Annotated in this window: 21 protein-coding genes; 15 read left to right on the forward strand and 6 right to left on the reverse strand. The window is 37.6% G+C overall.

The genetic code is table 11. From position 1 onward, the window contains the following. Positions 1-92 precede the first annotated feature (92 nt). From AC3RVF_RS05130 to AC3RVF_RS05190, 13 genes are all read left to right on the forward strand, one after another. Positions 93-464: a hypothetical protein gene (locus tag AC3RVF_RS05130; protein WP_489692923.1), complete on the forward strand. Its 372-nt coding sequence runs from the start codon at positions 93-95 to the stop codon at positions 462-464. 285 nt (positions 465-749) lie between these two features. Next, positions 750-1,913 (forward strand): M28 family peptidase, encoded by a 1,164-nt coding sequence (locus AC3RVF_RS05135; RefSeq protein ID WP_489690774.1) that lies wholly within the window; start codon positions 750-752, stop codon positions 1,911-1,913. A 647-nt stretch (positions 1,914-2,560) separates the two neighbouring features. Next, positions 2,561-2,914 carry a hypothetical protein gene (locus AC3RVF_RS05140; protein WP_489690773.1) on the forward strand — a complete coding sequence of 118 codons (354 nt, stop codon included), beginning with the start codon at positions 2,561-2,563 and terminating at the stop codon, positions 2,912-2,914. A 122-nt stretch (positions 2,915-3,036) separates the two neighbouring features. Continuing rightward, positions 3,037-5,241, forward strand: coding sequence for a RelA/SpoT family protein (locus AC3RVF_RS05145; RefSeq protein ID WP_489692924.1), 2,205 nt, complete (start codon positions 3,037-3,039; stop codon positions 5,239-5,241). Between the two features lie 27 nt (positions 5,242-5,268). Further along, positions 5,269-5,742, forward strand: coding sequence for a Fur family transcriptional regulator (locus tag AC3RVF_RS05150; RefSeq protein ID WP_489691202.1), 474 nt, complete (start codon positions 5,269-5,271; stop codon positions 5,740-5,742). A gap of 6 nt (positions 5,743-5,748) precedes the next feature. Next, a complete protein-coding gene (locus AC3RVF_RS05155) occupies positions 5,749-7,020 on the forward strand; it encodes an adenylosuccinate synthase (RefSeq protein ID WP_489692925.1) in 1,272 nt (423 codons plus the stop codon). A 29-nt stretch (positions 7,021-7,049) separates the two neighbouring features. Beyond that, the gene (locus AC3RVF_RS05160; RefSeq protein ID WP_489692926.1) at positions 7,050-8,780 is read left to right on the forward strand and encodes an OstA-like protein; all 1,731 of its coding nucleotides are present in this window, start codon (positions 7,050-7,052) and stop codon (positions 8,778-8,780) included. A gap of 3 nt (positions 8,781-8,783) precedes the next feature. Further along, the gene (locus AC3RVF_RS05165; protein WP_489692927.1) at positions 8,784-9,968 is read left to right on the forward strand and encodes an aspartate aminotransferase family protein; all 1,185 of its coding nucleotides are present in this window, start codon (positions 8,784-8,786) and stop codon (positions 9,966-9,968) included. Between the two features lie 142 nt (positions 9,969-10,110). Beyond that, a complete protein-coding gene (locus AC3RVF_RS05170) occupies positions 10,111-11,511 on the forward strand; it encodes a tetratricopeptide repeat protein (protein WP_489690768.1) in 1,401 nt (466 codons plus the stop codon). Positions 11,512-11,547: 36 nt separating this feature from the next. Further along, the gene (locus AC3RVF_RS05175; protein ID WP_489690767.1) at positions 11,548-12,525 is read left to right on the forward strand and encodes a DUF368 domain-containing protein; all 978 of its coding nucleotides are present in this window, start codon (positions 11,548-11,550) and stop codon (positions 12,523-12,525) included. Between the two features lie 55 nt (positions 12,526-12,580). Then, positions 12,581-13,603 (forward strand): DUF368 domain-containing protein, encoded by a 1,023-nt coding sequence (locus AC3RVF_RS05180; RefSeq protein ID WP_489692928.1) that lies wholly within the window; start codon positions 12,581-12,583, stop codon positions 13,601-13,603. Further along, positions 13,596-14,327, forward strand: a complete 732-nt coding sequence (locus tag AC3RVF_RS05185) for a shikimate dehydrogenase family protein (protein ID WP_489692929.1) — start codon at positions 13,596-13,598, stop codon at positions 14,325-14,327. The genes AC3RVF_RS05180 and AC3RVF_RS05185 overlap by 8 nt, the downstream gene beginning before the upstream one ends. A gap of 101 nt (positions 14,328-14,428) precedes the next feature. After that, entirely contained in the window at positions 14,429-16,567 is a 2,139-nt protein-coding gene (locus tag AC3RVF_RS05190) for a DUF349 domain-containing protein (protein WP_489692930.1), read from the forward strand. Positions 16,568-16,833: 266 nt separating this feature from the next. Here the strand turns inward: AC3RVF_RS05190 and mazG are convergent, their stop codons facing one another. The 5 genes from mazG to ruvX all read right to left on the reverse strand — a co-directional run bounded on the left by mazG (position 16,834) and on the right by ruvX (position 19,924). Next, positions 16,834-17,607: a nucleoside triphosphate pyrophosphohydrolase gene (gene mazG, locus AC3RVF_RS05195; protein ID WP_489690763.1), complete on the reverse strand. Its 774-nt coding sequence runs from the start codon at positions 17,605-17,607 to the stop codon at positions 16,834-16,836. A gap of 243 nt (positions 17,608-17,850) precedes the next feature. Next, positions 17,851-18,417 carry a DUF5606 family protein gene (locus AC3RVF_RS05200; protein ID WP_489690762.1) on the reverse strand — a complete coding sequence of 189 codons (567 nt, stop codon included), beginning with the start codon at positions 18,415-18,417 and terminating at the stop codon, positions 17,851-17,853. A gap of 65 nt (positions 18,418-18,482) precedes the next feature. Beyond that, positions 18,483-19,073 (reverse strand): peptide deformylase, encoded by a 591-nt coding sequence (gene def / locus AC3RVF_RS05205; RefSeq protein ID WP_489690761.1) that lies wholly within the window; start codon positions 19,071-19,073, stop codon positions 18,483-18,485. Between the two features lie 38 nt (positions 19,074-19,111). After that, positions 19,112-19,468 (reverse strand): four helix bundle protein, encoded by a 357-nt coding sequence (locus AC3RVF_RS05210; protein WP_489692931.1) that lies wholly within the window; start codon positions 19,466-19,468, stop codon positions 19,112-19,114. 45 nt (positions 19,469-19,513) lie between these two features. Next, entirely contained in the window at positions 19,514-19,924 is a 411-nt protein-coding gene (gene ruvX, locus AC3RVF_RS05215) for a Holliday junction resolvase RuvX (RefSeq protein ID WP_489692932.1), read from the reverse strand. Between the two features lie 179 nt (positions 19,925-20,103). On the opposite strand from ruvX, the gene AC3RVF_RS05220 reads away from it, so the two are divergent. Then, a complete protein-coding gene (locus AC3RVF_RS05220; protein ID WP_489690758.1) occupies positions 20,104-20,919 on the forward strand; it encodes a 2,3,4,5-tetrahydropyridine-2,6-dicarboxylate N-succinyltransferase in 816 nt (271 codons plus the stop codon). A gap of 30 nt (positions 20,920-20,949) precedes the next feature. After that, positions 20,950-21,615 (forward strand): hypothetical protein, encoded by a 666-nt coding sequence (locus AC3RVF_RS05225; protein WP_489692933.1) that lies wholly within the window; start codon positions 20,950-20,952, stop codon positions 21,613-21,615. A gap of 24 nt (positions 21,616-21,639) precedes the next feature. Here AC3RVF_RS05225 and AC3RVF_RS05230 read toward each other — a convergent pair whose 3' ends face one another. Next, positions 21,640-23,379, reverse strand: a complete 1,740-nt coding sequence (locus tag AC3RVF_RS05230) for a DUF2207 domain-containing protein (protein WP_489692934.1) — start codon at positions 23,377-23,379, stop codon at positions 21,640-21,642. Between the last annotated feature and the right edge of the window lie 66 nt (positions 23,380-23,445).

Genomic DNA, 23,445 nt, shown 5'->3' on the forward strand with positions numbered 1-23,445 from the left:
CTTATATTTACATCGAATAATATGAAATAAATAAAACTTTATTTATTTCATTATCAAACTTTGAAAAACTGAAAAATCTCAAAAAACCTGTTATGAAAGGATTTAAAACTCTAAAAGCAAGCATCTTTTTATTTGTCGCAATTACTATCATTGCTTGTAACGACGATCATAACAACGGAAAATCTACGAACGCTTTACTTGGAGAGTGGGTTAGAAGCGATGTTACTAACGAGTTTGAATACAAATTAGTTTTTAGTTCAGACAACACCGGAATTAGAACCCAACGCGAAGGCGATGAAAATCAAGGAATATCGAGCGCTTTGACGTTTGAGTGGACTACTAATGATAATATATTAAAACTTGATTTCAACGGGGATATTGAGACTACCAATTATTCTATTAATAATGAAGGCCAGCTTTATTTAAGCGATATAACCGAATTCTATTTCACTAAAATAAAGTAGTCTTCTAGAATTCTCTGATTGTGGATTTACTTAAATTATAATTAGTCTTATCCCACTCACCTATTTAATTCATTGAGTACTTTTAACTGAATATTTAGGTAATCATTCCTCCGGAAATATTCTAAAAACACTCCCAATTCATTCTTCAGAAGGATATATTTTTATAGAAAACAATTCGCCACGGCCTGTAACAGATTGGACTATTTGGAATTATATTTTGTAAAAACTTAAAATGTCTTTCAGTTTTAATCGAAAAAGAAATACTTTCACCAAAAATTTAATCCAATGAAATCCCTACTCCGCTTATTTATTTGCGCATTCTTTTTCTCTATTTTACCTGTTAATGCGCAGGTTTTCAACCCTTACTACAACGGAATTGTCGAAAACGTTTCCGCCACAAACATTCTAGATGATTTAACAACATTGGTAGATTTTGGCGTAAAAGAACCCGGAACCAGCGCCATAGAAGACGCAAAAGATTGGATAATTGGCAGATACCAAACCTTAGGATACACTGCAATTGAAACGCAGCCTTTTACGGTTTTCGGACAGACTACTTCCAATATTATTATAACAAAAACCGGTAGCGTTTACCCAAATACACTTCTTATAATAGACGGGCATTACGACACTGTAAATGGTCCCGGCGCCAACGATAACGGTAGCGGAACCGTGCTTATAATGGAATTGGCCAGACTGCTGAAAGATGTAGATACCGAATATTCCATCAAGTTTATACATTTTAGCGGCGAAGAAGAAGGATTACTTGGCAGTGAATATTATGTAAACAATACTGTAATTCCTGAAAACTTAGACATTAAGTTAGTTTTGAATATTGACCAAGTGGGCGGCGTTGCCGGAATGAACAATACTACTATCGTTTGCGAACGCGACGAAAGTTCGCCAAACTCTAACAATGCTGCGTCTTCACAAGCTACGCAGGAAATGGCAAATTGTTTTGGGCTTTATTCAAACCTACAGACTCAAATTTCATACGCTTATGGTTCTGATTATGTTCCTTTTGAAAACAATGGCGAAGTAATTACCGGCTTATACGAAGCAAATGAATCGCCCTACCCACACGGTCCCAACGACATTATTGAAAACATGGATCCCAACTACGTTTTTGAGGTTGCCAAAGGCACAATGGGCTCAGCATTGCATTTTGCAGTTGCCCGCGAAACTTTGGGCGTTTCTGAAAATGGATTTGCTGAAAATATTATTGTTTATCCCAATCCTTCCAACGGCAGCGTAAACATACATTTAAACTCACTTTCTGAAGATCAAGTAGAATTAACGGTTTTTGATGTTTTAGGAAAAATAGTTTACAGCAATTCTTTAAATTCTATGACCAATATCTTGGATTTAGGCTTTTTACAAAGCGGCATATACGCCGCCGTCTTCAAAAATGGAAAGCACTTAGCTACCAAGAAAATTGTTATTGAGTGAAGCAATTTATTGTAGTTTTGGGATAAAGAGCTTTCATAATGAAACACAGTTTTATATTTCTCACCTCATATAACCAATTCTATATATGTGATAAAAATACGCCCGGAAGAACCGATTCTGACGATTTTTGGACACAAGTGGCTCATAATGACCGATTAGCGATTTAAAATAGAATTTTTGGAGTTAGCACAGCCAGTTACGGGCCGGTAATAGGAGAAATCCACATACTGGAGAAAGAGAATAAAACGGAGACTTTTAGTAACTATGACCACGTCGTTGAAGCCGGTTGAAATCTGAAATCTGGAATTTTACAAATTCACGATTGTGCCAACTCAATCGTAGAACTTGAAATTCAAATTAAACCTGACGATTACAAAATCCGAATTTATAGCTCTGACTTAGCTATCGAGGACGACGAGATTGGTGGAGATTCTTATAAAATTGAAATCTGGAGTGATAAAAACTTTGAAAAGGAAGTGCTGAAAAGATACCTCGCCGAGTAACACGCACCACATCAGACAACGAAGGTTAATACACCACTTCTTTAAAAATATTATTCTCCCCTACTAAACGATAATCTTCACAGATTTTCAATTAGTTTTGCAGTTACCAATTAGGCGCCAAAACAACACAACTTATACAAGAACATGGAACAAACTGAATTCTTAGAAAAAAATATATTTATTGATTTAAAAAACTTGAACGACGGATCAGACAATGAGACCATTCAACATTTTTCTGAGTCAGATTTTGAAACCGTGCTTGAACGTGTTGAACACTTCGGAATTGGTATTTATAAAATTGAGTCTTGGCAAAATGGCGCAGTCCACACAACTGCCACTCACGAAGAATCTAAAAAGAAAGCCACTGACCCAAAATGGTATAAAAAAGCATTCTTGACATTAAAATCTTCTCAATCCGGACTTATTTATTCTGCCACTTATAAAGTTTCAATTAAACTTTTAGCGCGAAATAGTGAGGACAACACAGAATTGAACTAAAATTACTTCCCTAGTTTTAATTTAGCCAATCCTCCTTTTTAACCTTTAATTCTGCTATAAATTCTGCAAGCTGCTTCATTAATTTTCTTGTCAATTAAATTACTTATCTGTACTTTTAGGATATGACAGAAGCCGCCATAGAAGAAGAGAAAAAAGAGCTCGCAAAGCAGTATAAACAGTTGCTCAAGATAAGTTACAGAACCCTTTCTAAAGAGGATAAAAAACTGATTCGCAGCGCGTTTAACCTTGCCGTAGATGCTCATAAAGAACAACGCCGTAAAAGTGGCGAAGCCTATATTTTTCATCCTATTGCTGTTGCTAAAATTGTTGCTGCAGAGATTGGTTTGGACGCCACCTCTATCGCCGCAGCGCTTTTGCACGATGTAGTTGAGGATACCGAATACGATTTAAATGATATTGAACGTATGTTCGGTTCCGTTGTGGCCCGCATTGTAGACGGCTTAACAAAGATTGCGCATATTAATATGTCTGAAGATGTATCTATGCAAGCCGAAAATTTTCGGAAAATGCTGCTTACATTAAATGAAGACATTCGTGTAATCATTATAAAAATTGCGGACAGGCTCCACAATATGCAAACGATGGACAGCATGCCGCCCGATAAACAACGGAAAATTGCTTCGGAAACTCTTTATATCTACGCGCCCCTAGCCCATCGCATCGGACTTTACAACATAAAATCTCAACTGGAAGACTTGGGTCTCAAATTTACTGAACCCGAAGTTTACTCAGATATTCTAGGTCGCATAAAGGAAAGCAAAGAAGAACAGGACGCTTATATTGATGCTTTCAATAAAGTGATAAAAAACACGCTGGACTCAGAAAACCTTGAATACGAAATAAAAGGTCGTCCAAAGTCCATCTTTTCTATCCGAAGAAAAATGCTGGCGCAGAACGTAACCTTCGACGAGGTTTATGATAAATTCGCTGTTCGTATAATTTATAAAAGCACGCCAGAAAACGAAAAATTCTTCGCTTGGAAAATATATTCAATCGTTACAGATCATTTTCGCCCAAATCCTATTCGTTTACGCGATTGGATTTCTTCGCCTAAATCTACAGGTTATGAAGCTTTGCACATTACCGTAATGGGTCCAAAAGGCCGTTGGGTTGAAGTGCAGATTCGCAGCGAGCGAATGAACGAAATTGCCGAAAAAGGATTTGCCGCTCACTATAAATATAAAAACAAGGAAAAAGATGACGGCGGACTTGAAAACTGGCTAGATAAACTGCAGGATACACTTGAAAATTCAGAGATTAGCGCTGTAGATTTTGTAGAAGAATTTAAACTGAATCTTTACGCGAAAGAAATTTTCGTCTTTTCTCCAAAAGGAGATTTATATTCTCTTCCGAAAGGCGCAACGGCTTTAGATTTCGCTTTTCACATTCACACCGAAATTGGGATGCACACTCGTGGCACAAAGGTGAATGGCAAATTGGTCCCTTTAAGCCACGAAATTAAAAGTGGCGATCAAGTTGAAGTAATTACAACCGATAACGCCAAACCCACCGCCAACTGGCTAAATTACGCCACTACCGGACGCGCACGTTCAAAAATAAAATCGTCTTTAAAAGACGAAAAGAAACAACTTGCTGAAGAAGGCAAAGTTATTTTAGGACGTAAGTTAAAGTCATTAAAAATAAATCTTGACGAGAGTACGCTTAATCAATTGGTGGTTTTCTTTAAAGTAAAAACCAGTCTCGATTTATATTATCGCGTGGGTGCGGGAATTATAGACAATCCAAAATTGAAAGATTTTGCCGCTTCGCGAAGTAATGCGTTCATCAGTTTCTTTAAAAACAGAATTCGGAAGCCAGACAAACCTGAAGATGTAAACAGAGAAGAAATCACCGAAAAATTCGATCAGCTTGTATTTGGTAAAAACGAAGATAAGCTAGAATATAAAATGGCGAATTGCTGCAATCCCATTCCTGGCGATGATGTTTTCGGTTTTGTAACGGTGAATGAAGGCATTAAAGTTCATAAAACTAACTGTCCAAATGCCTTGCAACTTCAGAGTAATTACAGCTATCGGATTATGCCCGCCAAATGGATTGATAGCACGCAGCGCGAATTTAAGGCAGTTTTAAATATTTCAGGCATAGACACCATCGGACTGGTAAATGAGGTTACGAAAGTTATCTCTAACAACCTTCATATAGATATGAAAAGCGTACACTTTGATAGTAACGACGGGGTTTTTACAGGAAAAATTGTGGTTGTTGTAAAAAACAAAACCATTCTAAATAATTTAGTAGACAACATCAAAAAAATAAACGGAATTGATAAAGTTACTAGAGTGTAAAAATTGAGTAACTTTGCAACCGTAATTATGAGTTCAAAAACAGATATAACAAATCAGGCAATTGTAAAGAACGTTTTCACCGGATTCCTTGAGCAAAAAGGACACCGAAAAACGCCAGAGCGCTATGCCATTCTTCAAGAAATTTACGATCACGACGACCATTTTGATATTGAATCGTTGTATATAAATATGAAGAATAAAAATTACCGCGTAAGCCGCGCTACGCTTTACAATACTATAGAATTACTTTTGGAATGTGGACTGGTACGCAAACATCAATTTGGGCAAAATCAAGCACATTACGAAAAATCGTATTTTGATCGCAACCACGACCACGTTATCCTCGGTGATGGCGAAGTAATCGAGTTTTGCGACCCACGAATACAAAGCATAAAAAAAACCATCGAAGAGGTTTTCGATATTGAAATAACAAACCATTCACTTTATTTTTACGGAAATAAAAAAACACCCGCCACAACCGATGACGGGAACAATCAATAAAAAATTATGGCAGTAGACTTACTACTTGGACTACAATGGGGCGACGAAGGCAAAGGAAAAATTGTTGATGTCCTAACGAAAAACTATGATATAATTGCACGTTTTCAGGGCGGGCCAAATGCTGGTCACACGCTAGAATTTGACGGTCACAAACATGTGTTGCACACCATACCTAGTGGAATTTTTCACGAAGGGACCATTAATTTGGTGGGTAATGGCGTTGTGATTGATCCAGTTATTTTCAAAAGAGAATTAGACAATCTTGCTAAATTCAATTTAGATCTTAAAAAGAGTTTGCTTATTTCTCGTAAGGCACATCTTATTTTGCCAACGCACAGATTGCTAGATGCAGCTTCCGAAGCTTCAAAAGGAAAAGCAAAAATAGGCTCAACTCTTAAAGGTATTGGCCCAACTTACATGGACAAAACAGGCCGCAACGGTATTCGTGTGGGCGATTTGGAAATGAATGACTGGCAGGAAAAATATCGCGCTTTAGCTGATAAGCACGAAGCGATGATTGATTTTTATAATGTTGATATTCAATACGACTTGGCAGATTTGGAAGCAGACTTCTTTAAAGCTGTTGAAGTATTGAAATCCCTTACTTTTATTGATAGTGAAGAATACCTTCACCAAGCACAGAAAGAAGGAAAAACCATTCTTGCCGAAGGCGCACAAGGCTCTCTGCTCGACATTGATTTTGGAACCTATCCTTTTGTAACCTCATCGAACACTACAGCTGCTGGAGCTTGTACCGGCTTAGGCGTAGCTCCGGGCAAGATAAAAGAAGTCTTCGGAATATTTAAAGCATACACAACCCGCGTGGGTAGTGGCCCCTTCCCTACCGAACTTTTTGACGAAGTAGGCGAAACAATGGGTCGTGTGGGTAACGAATTTGGCGCAACCACTGGTCGTCCAAGACGCTGTGGCTGGTTAGATTTAGTTGCGCTGCGTTACGCAGTTCAAGTAAATGGCGTAACTCAATTAATTATGATGAAAGGCGACGTTTTAAGTGGTTTTGAAACCCTTAAAGTTTGTACTGCCTATAATTATAAAGGAGAAACTATTCACCATTTCCCTTATAATATTGAAGCGGAAAACGTAACTCCAGTTTATACTGAAATGAGCGGTTGGCAAGCAGATTTGACTAAAATGACCGAGGATTCACAAATGCCAAAAGCATTGAATGACTATATAAGTTATTTAGAAAAAGAGTTAGAAGTGCCAATCAAAATTGTTTCTGTTGGACCAGACAGAAAACAGACAATTATTCGATAATCAATTTTTGGTAGATATTTTCGTTGCTAATGAAAAATAATTCTTTTGTGAAAATATCATCATTCCTATTTATTGGTGCTTTGTTTTTCTTCGGAATAAATCTTTCCGCACAAGAAAAACAAAAAGTCGATATCCAATCTGGTTATCTCGAAATACGGCCCGAATTTCCGAATGCCGCAATTTATACTAAAGACGAAACTGGGCAAGTTTACATCGTGCACGAAGGTGTAGAAATGTGGTGCGACCAAGCTTTTGTATATTTGAAGAGCAACTTCGTGAAAGCCTATGGCGACGTACGAATTACACAAGGCGATACGGTTTCCATGAATAGCAAATACGCTGAATACAACGGAAACACTCAGTTTGCATTTGCTACGGGCGATGTGGTTTTAACCGAACCCAAAACCACTCTTAAAACCGACACCCTCTATTTTGATAGAATAAAACAGCAAGCCTATTACAGAACCGGCGGCACCGTGCAAGATACTGCCAGTGTTTTGACCAGCCGCTCTGGCAGATATTTCGCTGAAAGTAAAAAATACCAATTTCTTCAAAACGTAAAAATTGTAAACCCAAAATATACGGTAAACAGCAATCAGCTCGATTTTTTCTCAGACACTGGAGCCGCGTATCTTTACGGGCCTTCCACAATTGTAAGCGAAACCAGCACCGTTTACTGTGAGCGCGGCTATTACGATACTCGTGGCGATACGGGTTATTTTGTGAAAAATTCAAAAATAGATTACGAAAATCGCACGCTTTATGGCGATAGTATTTATTTTGACAGAAATAAAAGTTTTGCTTCTGCCACTAATAATATTCGGGTTTTAGACACAATTAATAAAAGCCTAATCCGTGGTCATTACGCCGAAGTTTTCCGAGAAAAAGATTCGGTTTTTATAACGAAACGTGCCGTAGCTATTACCGTTCGCGATGGCGATTCAATTTATGTACACGCCGATACGCTGCGAGTAACGGGAAAACCAGATAATAGAATTTTGAAAGGATATTATCGCGCACGCCTTTTTAAACCAGGGAAAGTTGGCGATGAACCCACCAGCGGAAAATGCGACTCTATTTATGTGAATGAAAAAAGAGGAATCACAAAATTACTTCGGAATCCAGTGCTTTGGAGTGGCGAAAACCAAATGATTGGCGATACCATCCACCTACTTTCAGATACGATTACCGATAAACTTGATACGCTCAAAGTTTTTAACAACGCCTTTTTAGTTCAAAAAGACAGTTTGGGTTTCAATCAGGTAAAGGGCGAGCGGCTTATTGGGCTTTTCACCAATAATGAATTAGACACTGTAAATATTAATAAAAACACCCAAGTAATTTTTTATTCCCGAAATGATAAAGATGAATTGGTGGGGATAAATAATACGGTTTCTAGTTCTATCCAAATGTATTTGGAAGAGCAAAAGATTACCGGAATTCGATTTATAAAAAAAGCCGACGGAAAAGTTTATCCTCCTTCCATGTTGCCCGAAAACGCGCGGATACTGCCCGGTTTTCAATGGCGAGGCGAAGAAAGATTGTACAAGGTTGAAGATTTATTTAAAGGAAAACCGGCACCCATACTTCCGAAAATTACAGGTATTCCTTTACCCAAAGATGAAGGCGAATTTTTTGAAGATGTAACCGAAGATAAACTACAACTTCCCGAAGAATCAAAATTAAGTCCGAAAGATTTTCAAAACCGACCCGACGATCCAAAACCGGAAACGGCCCCCAAACCCCCAAAAGGGGCTTAAAAAATGAAAGAAGATTTCTACAAATATCAAGCTCAAACAACTCCGCATCCGTTGGCGCTAGAAATTTCGCACGCCAAAGGAAGTTATGTTTACGACACTTCGGGCGGAAAGCATTTAGATTTTGTGGCCGGTGTTTCTGCATCTACTTTGGGGCATTGCCATCCGCGGGTGGTTTCGGCAATAAAAAATCAAGCTGAAAAATATTTGCACGTCATGGTTTATGGCGAATATATTCAAGACCAACCTGTAGCACTTGCAAAATTGCTTGCCGAAAATCTTCCGAAGAATTTAAACACTACTTATTTAGTAAATAGTGGCACCGAGGCTATTGAAGGCGCTTTAAAACTCGCACGACGTGCAACGGGAAGAACCCAACTTCTGTATGCTAACAATGCTTATCACGGCAACACTATGGGCTCGATGAGCGTAATGGGTTTTGAAGAACGCAAAAATGCTTTTAAACCGTTGGTTCCAGATTGCTTCCCGATTACTTTTAATGACGAAGCAGATCTACAGAAAATTACTTCAGAAACGGCAGCGATTATTTTGGAAACAATTCAAGGTGGCGCAGGCTTTATTCAACCTGAAAATGATTATTTAAAAAAGGTGCGTCAACGCTGCAATGAAACAGGAACGCTACTTATTTTAGACGAAATTCAACCAGGGTTTGGACGTACCGGAAAACTATTCGCTTTTCAGCATTTCGGTATCGCGCCCGATATTTTAGTGATGGGAAAAGGAATGGGTGGTGGTTTGCCAATTGGCGCATTTACGGCTTCGCACGAGGTTATGGCTTTGCTTCAAGATAACCCGAAACTGGGACATATTACCACTTTTGGCGGAAACCCAGTTATTGCGGCTGCCGCTTTGGCAACGCTCCAAGAACTGACAGAAACGGATATTATAGCGCAAACACTTCAAAAGGAAAAACTTTTCAGAAAACTTCTGAAACACTCTATGATAAAAGAGGTTCGCGGAAGAGGACTAATGCTTGCGGCAATGATGGAAAATGCTGAAATTGCTACTAAAGTAATCCTTGCCTGTAAAGAGCGCGGGTTAATTCTTTTTTGGCTACTTTTTGAAGGTCGTGCAATTCGCATTACGCCACCACTCACAATCAGCAATGACGAGATTGAGGAAGGTTGCAACATACTGTCAGATGTTTTGAACACGCTGCAAGTACGATAAAAAACACGCAATCCTTTTAAATACAACGCTTTACCAATTGTCGTTTTGTTGATAAGTCCGTTAACAAGAAACGCGGCATAACTATTGAACTTATTTATACATTATTATCTTTAAAATAGAAGAAACCCGTTAAAACGTGCGTATGCAATTAAGTTCAAACGAGCATAATAACTTCTCGCTGGAAAGATTTGAATCTATGCTGAAAACCAACAGCGTTCTATTTTTCGACTCTGAGGAATTTGAAGAAATAGTGCATCATTACCTGGAAAACGGAAAAATTGCACTAGCCAAAAAGGCAACTAAATTAGGGCTGGAACAACACCCATCTTCCACAAACCTGAAGCTTTTTAGAATTGAAATGTACATTTTCGAAAACCAATTAGACATCGCTGATGAACTTTTGGATGAATTGTACCAATTAGAACAAAGCAATGAGGAAATATACATTCAAAAAGCAAATATCTTTTCGCGTCGCGACAAGCACAAAGAAGCAATTACACTTTTAGAGCAAGCTTTGGATATAACCGACGATGAAGCCGATGTGCTTTCATTATTGGGTATGGAGTATCTTTTCATGGAAGATTATGAAAATGCAAAGGTTTATTTTATGAAGTGCTTGGAAGAAGATGATGAAGATTATTCTGCGCTTTATAACGTAATCTATTGCTTCGAATATTTGAATGAATACGAAGCGGCAATTGAATATTTAAACGATTTTCTAAACAAAAATCCTTACTGCGAAGTTGCTTGGCACCAAGTGGGCAAGCAATATTACGAACTTAAAGATTATACAAAAGCGCTCGCAGCCTATGATTTTGCTATTATAAGCGACGATCGTTTTATAGGCGCGTATCTCGAAAAAGGTAGAGTGCTCGAAAAATTAAAAAGGTATAGCGAAGCTATCGACAGCTATTCTATAACTTTAGGATTGGACGATCCTACCTCCTACGCTTTATTGCGAATGGGCAAGTGTTACGAAAAAATAGGCAATGCCGAAATGGCAATTCAATTTTACACTAAGTGTGTAGAGGAAGATTCGCTGTTAGACAAAGGCTGGATTGCTATTACAGATTTCCACACAAAAAACAAGCAATTTCATAAAGCGCTTTATTACATTGAAAAAGCCATTAGCATTGATAGTGAAAATGTACTTTATTGGAAACGCTATGCCAAAATAAACAACAAATTAAGTCTTTTCGAGGAAGCTGAAGTAGGTTACCGAAAAGCTTTGGAATTGGGTAATTATGAAATTGAATCGTGGTTAACACGAGGCGATCTTTTAACCAATTTAGGTGAATTTGAGGCTGCCGTTAATAATTTTAACCAAGCCTTAGAGTTCTATCCCGAACACGCCGAAATAGAATATCGTCTTTCTGGGCTATATTTTACGCTTAACGAAAACGATAAAGGAGCGTTTCACCTTAAAAACGCGCTTAAATCTGAACCCGAATTTTTGATGATTATTGAGGAATTATTTCCGCAGATATATCAAATGAAAACGGTGGAGGAAATAATCAAACAACACAAAAATCCTTCGATTTAATTTCTGTATTTTTGGGGTTATTTGAAAAGTAAAACTATGCCTCAAAGAAATTTTCTTCAGTATTTAGTTATAACTGCAAAAGGCCTCGCTATGGGCGCCGCCGACGTGGTTCCTGGTGTTTCGGGTGGTACAATCGCCTTTATTTCTGGAATCTACGAGGAGCTTATAGAAACTATTCATAACATAGATCTTGGCTTTTTTAAAATTTGGAAAAAAGAAGGGTTTTCTCCAGCTTGGAAACAATATAATCTCGGTTTTTTACTCGCACTTTTTTCGGGAATTTTTATAAGTATTATCTCCCTCGCAAAATTGATTACCTGGCTTTTAGATGTTTACCCAATAATGGTTTGGTCTTTTTTCTTCGGATTAGTAATTGCCAGTATTGTTTACGTTGGTAAACAAATAACTAATTGGAGGTTAGCCGTAGTGGTAATGCTAGTTATCGCTTCTGTGGCTTCGTACTTAATAACAATTGCAGATCCCGTTGGCTCTCCAGACAGCACGTGGTTTCTATTTTTAGCTGGCTTCATCGCTATTATTGCAATGATTCTTCCCGGAATATCGGGCGCATTTATACTCCTACTTTTGGGCGCATATACAGCGGTTATTGGCATTGTAACCCAATTAGGCGAAGGAGTTACCACATTAAATAGTTCGCTTTTCTTAGGCGCATTAGGTAAACTTACAGTATTTGCCATAGGCGCAATTATAGGGCTAAAAGCATTTTCCAAAATATTAAATTGGATGTTTAAACATCACAAAAACCTTATTCTAGGAGTGCTTACAGGATTTATGATTGGTGCGCTTAATAAAATTTGGCCTTGGAAAGAAGTGTTGCAATACCGTTTAAACCATGCGGGAGACGAAGTTCCTTTTATTGAAAGAAGCATCCTTCCCCAAAATTTTGATGGAGATCCACAAATTATGTACGCTGTTCTATTTGCTATTATTGGTTTTCTAACAATTTTCTTATTGGAAAAATTAGCAGTTAAAAAAGAGACAACTAAATCGTAAGTCAAGCACAACTTAATGTATATCTTAAACTTTGAAAATTAAATTTTGAATTAAAATGTACGAAAACCGCTCTGTTTCAGATAAAGTCTGGCTGATCTTAAAAGGACTGGGGATGGGCGCGGCCAATAAAGTACCCGGCGTTTCTGGTGGCGTGGTTGCTTTTGTAGCGGGTTTTTATGAAGAATTTATTTATTCGCTTCAAAAGATAAATAAGAAAGCTTTAAAACTATTAATTGGCGGGCGCTTTAAAAGCTTGTATCGCTATACCAACGGGCAATTTTTAAGCTTGTTGATTTTTGGAATGGTGATTAGTTATTTTAGCATTTCCAAAATTTTAGATTTTCTAATTGTTCATTATGAGCTCTACGTGTGGAGCGCTTTCTTCGGAATGATTATAGGTTCCATTTATTTTATTGCCAAAGATTTTGGCGACTGGAATCGCAAATACGCGGCTTATCTGCTCTGCGGTGTTGTTGCTGGTGTAGCGATCAGTTTCTTGGAACCCGCAAAAGAAAACAGCAATCTAATTTTTGTGTTTTTCTGCGGAATAATAAGTGTCTCGGGAATGACGTTGCCTGGGCTTTCCGGATCTTTTATCCTAATGCTTTTAGGAAATTATGTTCTACTTTTAGTGGATTCCGTGAATGCATTGTTTGATACGTTTGCAGATATTTTTCAATGGGATTTTAGTTGGATTTACAACGTACAACGCATAGAGCTTTTAGAGGTGTTGGTGGTTTTTTCTTTAGGTTCATTGGTTGGCTTGGTCTCGCTTTCGCATCTTTTAGCCTTTGTTTTAAAACGTTTCAAAAAAGCTACTTATGCCGTAATCATTGGTTTTATTGCAGGTTCTTTGGGCGTAGTTTGGCCGTGGAAAATAGAAAGACACGCGCTGGACAGCCTCGGAAATATACAAATTGACGCCAGTGGCAGAGAAATAATAACTGGCTATTCTCGCTATTTTCCTTCACAAATTAATTCAGAAACTATTCTGGCAATCGCTTTTATTATCATCGGTATATTGATTGTTCTTAGCCTAGACTGGTACGACAATCTTAAAAAGAAGCAACATGTCTAAGTTTGGATTGATAGGTAAAGACATCAGTTATTCTTTTTCGAGAAAGTATTTTTCTGAAAAATTTGAACGCGAAAAGTTTCCGCATACCTATGTAAATTTCGATATTCCTTCTATTGAATTCTTTCCGAAGATTTTATTGGAAACTGACGATTTAAAAGGCTTTAACGTAACAATTCCTTATAAACAGGAGGTTATTCCGTTTCTCGACAGTTTAAATCCAGAGGCTAAAAAGATTGGTGCCGTAAACACGATTAAAATTTCCGAAGACAAAAAACTTACAGGTTATAATACCGATTTCTTCGGATTTAAAATGGCACTAGAAGCATTTTTACCACTTCTACAAAAAACAGCGCTTATTTTAGGCACGGGTGGAGCTTCTAAAGCGATTACCTATACTTTGAGCAATTTGGGTTTCGATTATAAATTTGTAAGTCGAAAAAGTGGCGTCAACACCTTCCTGTATTCTGAACTGAATCAGGAAATTATTGAAAACCATCTTCTAATTGTAAACTGCACACCACTGGGTACTTTTCCTAATATTACCGATTGCCCGCCCATTCCGTACCAATTTCTAACAAAAAATCACTTGCTCTTCGATTTAATCTACAATCCATCCGAATCTGAATTTTTAAAACGCGGAAAACTAAAAAGTGCCGAAACCAGCAACGGACTGAGAATGTTAGAGCTACAAGCCGAGAAAGCTTGGGAAATCTGGAATTCATAAAAATAGTACAAAAACACTCAAAAAAACGCTGTGTGCTTTGCCAATTGCACAGTTGTTAGTATATTGACCCTCTAAGAAAATGAACCTAAACATTGAAACAAATGTCTGACGAAAAACTGCCCCACGACGAAAACGAAAAAGAAATTACAACCAACGAATTAAATCAGGATATTAGTACTGCTTCAGAAAATTCCGAAACAACGGACGAAAGTGTAGTTGAAACTGAAAATGTTTCCGAAGAAAAAGATGCTTCTGAAGAAAATTCAGAGAATAGTATAAATACTGAAGAAGAAAACGTTGTGGAAAAAGCAATGGTCGAAGAAACAGAGGCTGTTAAAGAAAATGAATCATTAGAAGCTAGTCCCAGTGAAAAGGTTGAAGCTTCCGATAACGAGCCTTCAACAGACACAGCTAAAGAGGAGGATTCTCCCGCCACTAAAGCTTCAGAGGACGAAGATGATGAGGAAGAAGTTGCTTCGTCTGAAGATGAAGACGAAGAGGAAGACGTTGAAGAGAAAGCCCAAAAAGATTACAGTACGCTTTCAGAAAAAGAATTGGTTTCTGAGCTTGATAAACTTCTGAAATCGAAAAGAATACAGGAATTAAAGCACGACGTTGAGGAAATTCGATCAGAATTCAATAGTAAATTCAACGAAGAGCTTGAGCATAAAAAGGAAGAATTTCTAGCCGAAGGCGGAAACATCATCGACTTCCACTACACTACTCCGCTAAAAAAAGAATTCAATTCGCTTTATTTCGATTATAAGGAAAAGCGTAACAGTCACTATAAAAACCTTAAAAAAGACCTTCAATCCAATCTGGATAAGCGTTGGGAATTAATAGAAGAGCTGAAAGGACTTTTGGGTGCCGAGGAAAATATAAATACTACCTACAAGCACTTTAAAGAAATTCAGGAAAAATGGCACGTTGCAGGCGCTATTCCACGAGATAAATACAATACTGTTTGGAATACGTACCATCACCACGTTGAGAATTTTTACGACTTTTTACATTTAAACCGCGAGTTTCGCGATCTAGATTTTAAACATAATCTAGACGCCAAACTAAAACTTATTACCCGTGCCGAAGAGCTTGCTCAAGAAGCAGACATTAACAAAGCATTCCGCGAATTGCAGATGCTTCACAAAATGTGGAAAGAAGATGTAGGCCCCGTTGCTAAGGAATATCGCGACGAAGTTTGGGATAAGTTCAGTGAGGCTACCAAAGTTATTCACGATAAGCGCCAAGGACAATTGGCCGAAATGGAAAAGGATTTTGAAGATAATTTGGAAAAGAAAAACCAACTTATTGAAGAAATAAAAAAGGCTTCCGAAGAAACTAAATCTAGTCACCAAGCTTGGCAAAACGCCATCAAAAAAGTACAAGAGCTTCGTGATGCTTTTTTCAATACAGGAAGAGTTCCAAGAGCTAATAATAAAGAAATCTGGAAAGCTTTTAAAGATGCTACGGGCGGTTTTAATCACCAAAAAAACAGTTTTTACAAAAACCAGAAAAAAGAACAATACACAAATCTGGAAAAGAAACGCGAGCTTATAAAACTTGCGGATGAAAGTAAAGACAGTGAAGATTTTGACGCCACAACCCAATTGATGAAGAAAATCCAAAACGATTGGAAAACCATTGGGCACGTACCGCGAAAGGACAGCGACAAAATCTGGAAACAGTTTAAAAAAGCTTGTAACCATTATTTTGATAGACTGCACGCGCAGAAAAACGAAGCTAATAAAGAAGAAGTAGTTCACTTTGAAGCCAAACAAGCAATGCTTGAAAAACTCGCTTCATTTGAATTAAGCGGCGATCATAAAGCCGACATAAAATCTATAAAAGAAAACATTACTGCTTGGAAAGAAATAGGCCGTGTACCTTACAACAAACGCAATATTGAGCAGAAATTCAATAAAACATTGGATGGCTTGTTCTCTAAATTAGATTTGGGTAAAAAGGAAACCGAGCTTATTAAATTCGACAATAAACTGAATACGCTTGTAAATCGTGAAGACGATCGCAAATTGCAAAACGAGCATTTCTTTATTTCGAAAAAGATAGACGAAACCCGTGATGAAATTCGCCAATTGGAAAACAATTTAGGTTTCTTTCGCCATGTACCCGATGACAACCCAATGGTAAAAGAAGTGCATAATAACATTGCACGCCATAAAGAGCAGCTTGAAGTTTGGAAAGCGAAGCTTACCAAAATTAAAGAGATTAGAGAAGACTAATTGATATACGATTTTAGATTTACGATTGTAGATTGATTAAAAATTTTAATGGGAAGATTAGCATAATTTTATAGCTATTCTTCCCATTATTTTTTTTAAATATGTTTTGTCACGAATGGGACATTTGCTGTATTCAAAATAAATTCAACCAAGATTTTGTCCCTAGCGGAACAATTATGAATTCGGATTAAATTCTACCAAGATTTTTCCCCTAGCGGGACGAACACGGGTTTTTTTATAATCTGCAAACTGCCACTGAACACTGTCTACTGAAGTTTTGCCTCATTCCAGTAAACGTCCATTTCTGCAAGCGTCATATCTTTTAAAGATTTTCCGCTTTCCTTTGCTTTGCCTTCTAAATACTGAAAACGTTTGATAAACTTCTTATTTGTACGTTCCAGTGCGTTTTCCGGATTCACTTTTAGAAATCGAGCGTAGTTTATCATTGAAAATAGAACATCGCCAAATTCGGCTTCTATTTTGTCTTTGTTATCGTCGTTTATTTCGTGTTGTAACTCGCCTAATTCCTCTTGTAATTTTTCAAAAACCTGTTGCGGTTCTTCCCAATCAAAGCCAACACCTGCTACCTTTTCTTGAATTCTACTCGCTTTTACTAATGCCGGTAAGGATGTGGGAACGCCTTCCAAAACACTTGTTTTACCTTCTTTCAGCTTTAAATTTTCCCAATTGCGTTTTACTTCTTCTTCATCTGCAACAATTACATCGCTGTAAATATGTGGGTGACGAGAAATCAATTTTTCACAAATGCTGTTACAAACATCAGCGATATCAAAATCGTTGGTTTCACTGCCTATTTTCGCATAAAAAACAATATGCAACAATACATCACCCAACTCCTTTTTCACTTCCTGAAGATCTTTATCTAAGATTGCATCGCCCAACTCATAAGTTTCCTCAATGGTTAAATGGCGCAACGTTTCCATTGTTTGCTTTTTATCCCACGGGCACTGCTCGCGCAATTCATCCATTATGGTTAATAAACGATCGAAGGCTTTTAATTGGTCTTTTCGGGAATTCATAAATTGGTGTTAGGTGTTAGGTGTTAGGTGTTAGGTGTTAGGTGTTAGGTGTTAGGTGTTAGGTGTTAGGTGTTAGGTGTTAGGTGTTAGGTGTTAGGTGTTAGGTGTTAGGTGTTAGGTTAAAATTAAAAAAAATAACCACGGAATTGAGCATGTATTTTGCGTGAATTTTTCTGAAATAAAAAACCCCCAAACCTGAGTAGGTAAAGGGATTTTATAATTCAAAAATCTAGTAACTAAATACTAGGTTTTACGTGATGCTGCACTTTTAGTAGATCCTCCTTTTTTACCAGAAGAAGCCTTTGGTGATGCTGTTTTTGGAGCGGCACTCTTTGGTGCTGCGCTCTTTTTAGCAGCTGGTTTCTTTGTTTCTTTAGCTGCATCGCCGGCTTCATTATCGTCGCCTTTCTTTTCTTCTTCAGCTTCAGAAAAATCTGTGATTCCGTTTTTGATGAGCATATTATACCACTGCACCACTTTTTTGATGTCGCTTGAATACACGCGATCTTCATCATAGTCTGGCATTATACCGAAGAAGAATTCTTCTAATTCCTCTTTAGAACCTTTGTGGTCTATGGTTGCCTTTCCATCTTCTTTTTCAAAAATCTTTTTGAAAACTACACGAAGTGGAACTTCTTCCGTTAGGGTATAAATAGCTATTTCTGAAAGTAGGCTCACATTGTGGCGTCCACTTACGTTTATAGTTTTACCGTCTAAAAGCGATTCGGCTAAAAAGCCCGCACGGGTTTGTGATTTTAATTTATAAAGTCCAGGTTTACCGGAAATGGAAAGCACTTTTTCTAAGCTCATAAAATACCTTTAAAATTTTTTAACAGATACAAATATCTTTGGTTTGATTAATATATACAAGCGAGTTAACGTTTCTTTTTTGCATTAGGGAATTTCATCTTGTAATCGATGCCCACATTGCCCTTAGAAATGTTTGCTAATTTGCTTTTTATCAATCGTTTTTTCAGCGGTGAAAGCTTGTCTGTGAAGAGAATACCTTCAATATGGTCATATTCATGTTGAATAATTCGCGCTACAATTCCACTAAAACTTTCTTTGTGTTTTTTAAAATTTTCGTCTTCATATTCAATTACGATGTTTGGTTGGCGAAAAACATCTTCGCGCACATCAGGAATACTTAAGCAACCTTCGTTAAACGCCCATTCATCACCAGTTTCCTCAATAATTCGGGCATTCATAAATACTCTTTTAAAGGTAGAAACAAATTTTTGTTCTTCCTCCGTAAGATCTTCATCATCTTCAAATGGGCTTGCATCTACTATAAAAAGACGGATAGGTAAATTTACCTGTGGAGCCGCAAGACCGATGCCGTGCGCCTCATACATAGTCTCAAACATATTTTCGAGCACCACATCCAGTTTAGGATAGTCTTTCGTTATTTCTGCGGTTTCCTTTCTTAAAACTGGGTCGCCGTAGGCTATTATGGGTAAAATCATTTATTAATGTTTAATGGCTAATGAATATTGAATAATAATTATCTATTTAAATTTTTTTCGGCGGTAATTCTTGAAGCTATGAAAATGGAAGTCAATTCTGCAGATTCTTTGAGCAAAGGCTCACAGCTTTCTTTAGGCAAAAGATTTTCATCCATTAAAAATTCAATCCAAAAATTGCTCTCATCTGCTTCTTCAACAACAATACTAAGTTTGGCTATAAAACTCTTCTTTGATTGCCCCAAACAAGCTGCTCTATAATTAGCTGCAACTGACGTTGAACATCGAATAAGCTGACCTTCAATATGACTTCCCAATTTTGTTTTAGGTAGTGAAATAGCCAGTTTAACACATTGATGCGCAAAGGTTTTGGAGCGTAGTTTTAAATCCTTTTCCATATTTATAAAATTTTAAAAATGAAATTATTCATTAAACAATATTCATTATAAATTATAAAGATACTCCTGCAAAATTATTGTCGCACTAATCTCATCGACCAATGCCTTGTTTCGGCGTTGTTTCTTTTTTAGGCCGCTGTCTATCATTGTTTGGAAAGCCATTTTACTGGTGTAACGTTCGTCGACACGTTTCACTTCTATATCTGTGAAAACATTGGAAAATTTCTTTAAAAACTTCTGAATTTCTACTTCTATGTTGGAATGGGTTCCATCTTTTTGCTTTGGCTCGCCCACCAAAACCAATTCTACTTTTTCTGAAGCAATATATTTCTTTAAAAAATCCATCAATTCAGAAGTGGCCACCGTTGTTAAACCCGAAGCAATTATCTGCAACTCGTCTGTAATAGCGACGCCTGTTCGTTTGCTACCGTAATCTAATGCTAAAATTCTTCCCATAGAGATTGCAAAAATAAGTGTTTGTGAATTACTATACTAAAAATCATTAGTTAATTGAATTGGAGGTTTTATATTTGTGAAAATAGAAACAGGAAACATGACTTATGGGAAACAGGACGAAAGCGTCTAATTTGCCTGTCTTGGTTCTTGATTCCCTTTAATCTTGATTGCAAAAAAATATGAAAGACCTTCAACAAACTATAGAAAAAGCCTGGGAAGACCGTTCCCTACTTTCCGAAACTGAAACTATTGTAGCCATTCGCGAAGTGGTAAACTTTTGCGATCTGGGCGTATTGCGTTGTGCAGAACCTACTGAAAACGGCTGGCAAGTAAACGAATGGGTTAAAAAAGCCATCGTGCTCTACTTCCCTATTCAAAAAATGAAAACCATTGAAGTCGGTATTTTTGAATATCACGATAAAATTCCTTTAAAATCTGGTTACGAAGCCAAAGGCATTCGCGTGGTACCACACGCTGTTGCACGCCATGGCGCTTATATTTCCAGCGGTGTAATTCTTATGCCAAGTTATGTAAACATTGGTGCTTACGTAGATGAAGGCACAATGGTAGATACGTGGGCCACAGTGGGCAGCTGCGCACAGATTGGTAAGAATGTACACCTAAGTGGCGGTGTAGGCATTGGCGGCGTTTTAGAACCGCTGCAAGCCGCACCAGTAATCATTGAAGACGGCGCTTTTATAGGTTCGCGCTGTATAGTGGTTGAAGGTGTTCGTGTGGGTAAAGAAGCCGTTTTGGGCGCAAATGTGGTGCTTACCGCTTCTACTAAAATTATAGATGTAACAGGCGATACTCCAGTTGAAACAAAAGGATCGGTTCCTGCTCGTTCGGTGGTAATTCCAGGGAGTTACACTAAGAAATTTCCTGCGGGAGAATACCAAGTGCCCTGCGCTTTAATTATTGGGCAACGAAAAGAAAGTACAAACCTAAAAACATCGTTGAATGATGCTTTGCGGGAATATAATGTGGCTGTTTAAAATTGCTTCGAAAACTTTATAAATTCAATAATGAAAAACTTCCTTTTATCATTTATTCTCCTTTTCACCACAGCCCTATTTGCGCAAAACGTTGAAGAAGTGGATGCCGCTTCAGATAAACTTTGCAGTTATTTGGCAACATTAGATTATATTGAAAATGATGAAATAAAAATGGATATTCTTTTCCGCGACCCTATGGATAGCGTTTTGGCGGATGTGCCGATAGATGAGCTGGAAGATTTTCAAAAACGTTTATATTACAGACTACAGCGTAATTGTGTGGTTTTTCAGGAGCTACTGCAAAGACTGGAACCACACAAAGACGATGTTGTTCTAGCCACAGAAAAACCAATAGCTAAAATTTCGAATAAAGATTTAAAGCGTTTTAAGAAAACAGAAAACTTCAGCTACTTTGAAGCCGACGGAATAAAAACAAATGTGACTATTAAAGATGGTTTTTGGCAAGATGATTTTGCAGACAATACCTATTCCAAGTTAACTTTTGAATGGACTGGTACTAACCAATTTGAACTTGAATTTATAAAAAGCAATAACGAAACGCGCGCTAATTTAAGCATCCCCGGCGATAGGTATTTATATGAAATAGTTGAAAAGACAGATACCTATTATTTGGTAAGCGCAACAGTGGAAGCACAGAAAATGTATCAAGTATTTAAATTGTATTACGAAAAATAGCAGCTTGGTTTAGCTATAATTTTACTACCAGCTTCCGCCGCCGCCGCCGCCAAAACCACCACCCGAAGATCCACCACCACCAGAACCGCTGCTGGATGGCGAACTTACCATACTAGTTTTTGCATCCGAAATAGAACCAGCAAACGAATTTGAAAAATTGTGCATCGTAAACGCACCGGTAGAAGATGTGTACCAACTTGGCGGTTGCAGATTTAACGCTTCAAATTTCTTCGCCCATTGATCGAACAAACCAAAAGCGAGCGCATAACCCATTGTAGTTTCAAAATAAGAAGGGCTATCGCGCAAGAGCATTTTCAGTTTGTTTTCTTCGGCTATTTTTATAAAGTTTTTAAACCCTTTTAAATCTGAAAGTATTTCGGTGCCTTTGGAATTTTTCTTCACCAAATGCACGCTCATAAACAATAAAAATATCGTTACCGGAATTACAGCCAAAGCCGCAAAAAGTCCCCACGTAATTAAAAAGACAAAGAATAGTAAAACACCAATCAGCAAGGTTGCAACAATTGTTCGGGTTTGCATTTTCTTGGCTTCTGCTTCGTAATATACTTGTGCCTTCGCCTTCAGCATTGCTTTGGCACTCGCCATTTTTGTATAAAATGTATTCACCAAACTACTAATTAGCACTTCTTTTTCTCCTTGTATTGCACCGCTACCAAAGAGACCATTAAATATTTCGGCTTCATAATCTGGAGCGCCATCGGGCAAGGGTCGCAATCTAATTAGTTTGGTATCTTCCTTTCCAAACCAACCTTTTTTCGGAATTTGAGTCATTGTAATTAACCCTCTCGATCCCCAATGAGGAATTAATGACAAAAGGTCTTGCGTGTCTTCGTTATCATCTATTAAAAAGCCGGCCATTGGTGGATCTATTCCGCTGGGCGGAAAATAACTCGTGGTTGCCACTACCCTATCATCTTTTCCGTATTTATTCCAAACACCATAAAAAGCAAGCAATAAACCTCCTAAAATTAGGGTCCAACCAGAATCTGTCCAAAAGGGCCACCACGGTTTTATTTCCTTCACAGTCCCTAAAGGCAGATTTATTAAAACTGTAACGTTCTCGCCAGCATACGATCTAAAATCTGGAAGACTCGTAGCACTAAAAACATCGTTATCGTATTTTATTTCATAATCGCTAGTAACCTTGTTTTCGCCATTAAAACCTGTGTAAACAAAAATATCGTCCAAACTTAAAGGCGCATTACCGGGTAGATGAACGTTGAAATCTATTTTTTCAAAAATCGTATACCATTCATCCGACTTAATATTCCAATAGAAAACTATCTTTTCATCTTCAAAAAGAAAAGCATTGTAAACCCTGTATTTAATTTCGTAATGCTGCGGCCCAATCACCGTTACATCTTTATCGCCAATCTTTATCTCAAGTCGGTCACTTAGCTTTTGCACAAAGTCGAATTCAGCTTCAAATTTATGGGTAGGAACGTCAATATTCCTAATTACAATCTTCCTGTCTTCCTGCGTTCCATCAGCGTTGCGTAAGTCGTATTGGGTTGTAATCGCTCTAAAAATACCGTGCCTTTCCTGGTTAAATGTAAGGTCGTAAACTTCAACTACATCAAAATAACCATCTTCGTGGATGTAGATATCCACCTGAGATTTATTTACAATAAAATCTTGTGCAGTAGCATTCAGAAAAAAAAGCATTCCTATAAAAAGCAGAAATAGTTTTTTAAAGAACAGATAATTGTAAGTTGTAGTATTTTTGGGCAGCGTGCAATTCATAATAAATAATATAGCGATTTAGTTATGGGGTTACTCGCTTAATAAACAAGTAACCCAAAACTCAAT

The sequence above is a fragment of the Aequorivita sp. IT1183 genome (assembly GCF_058068265.1).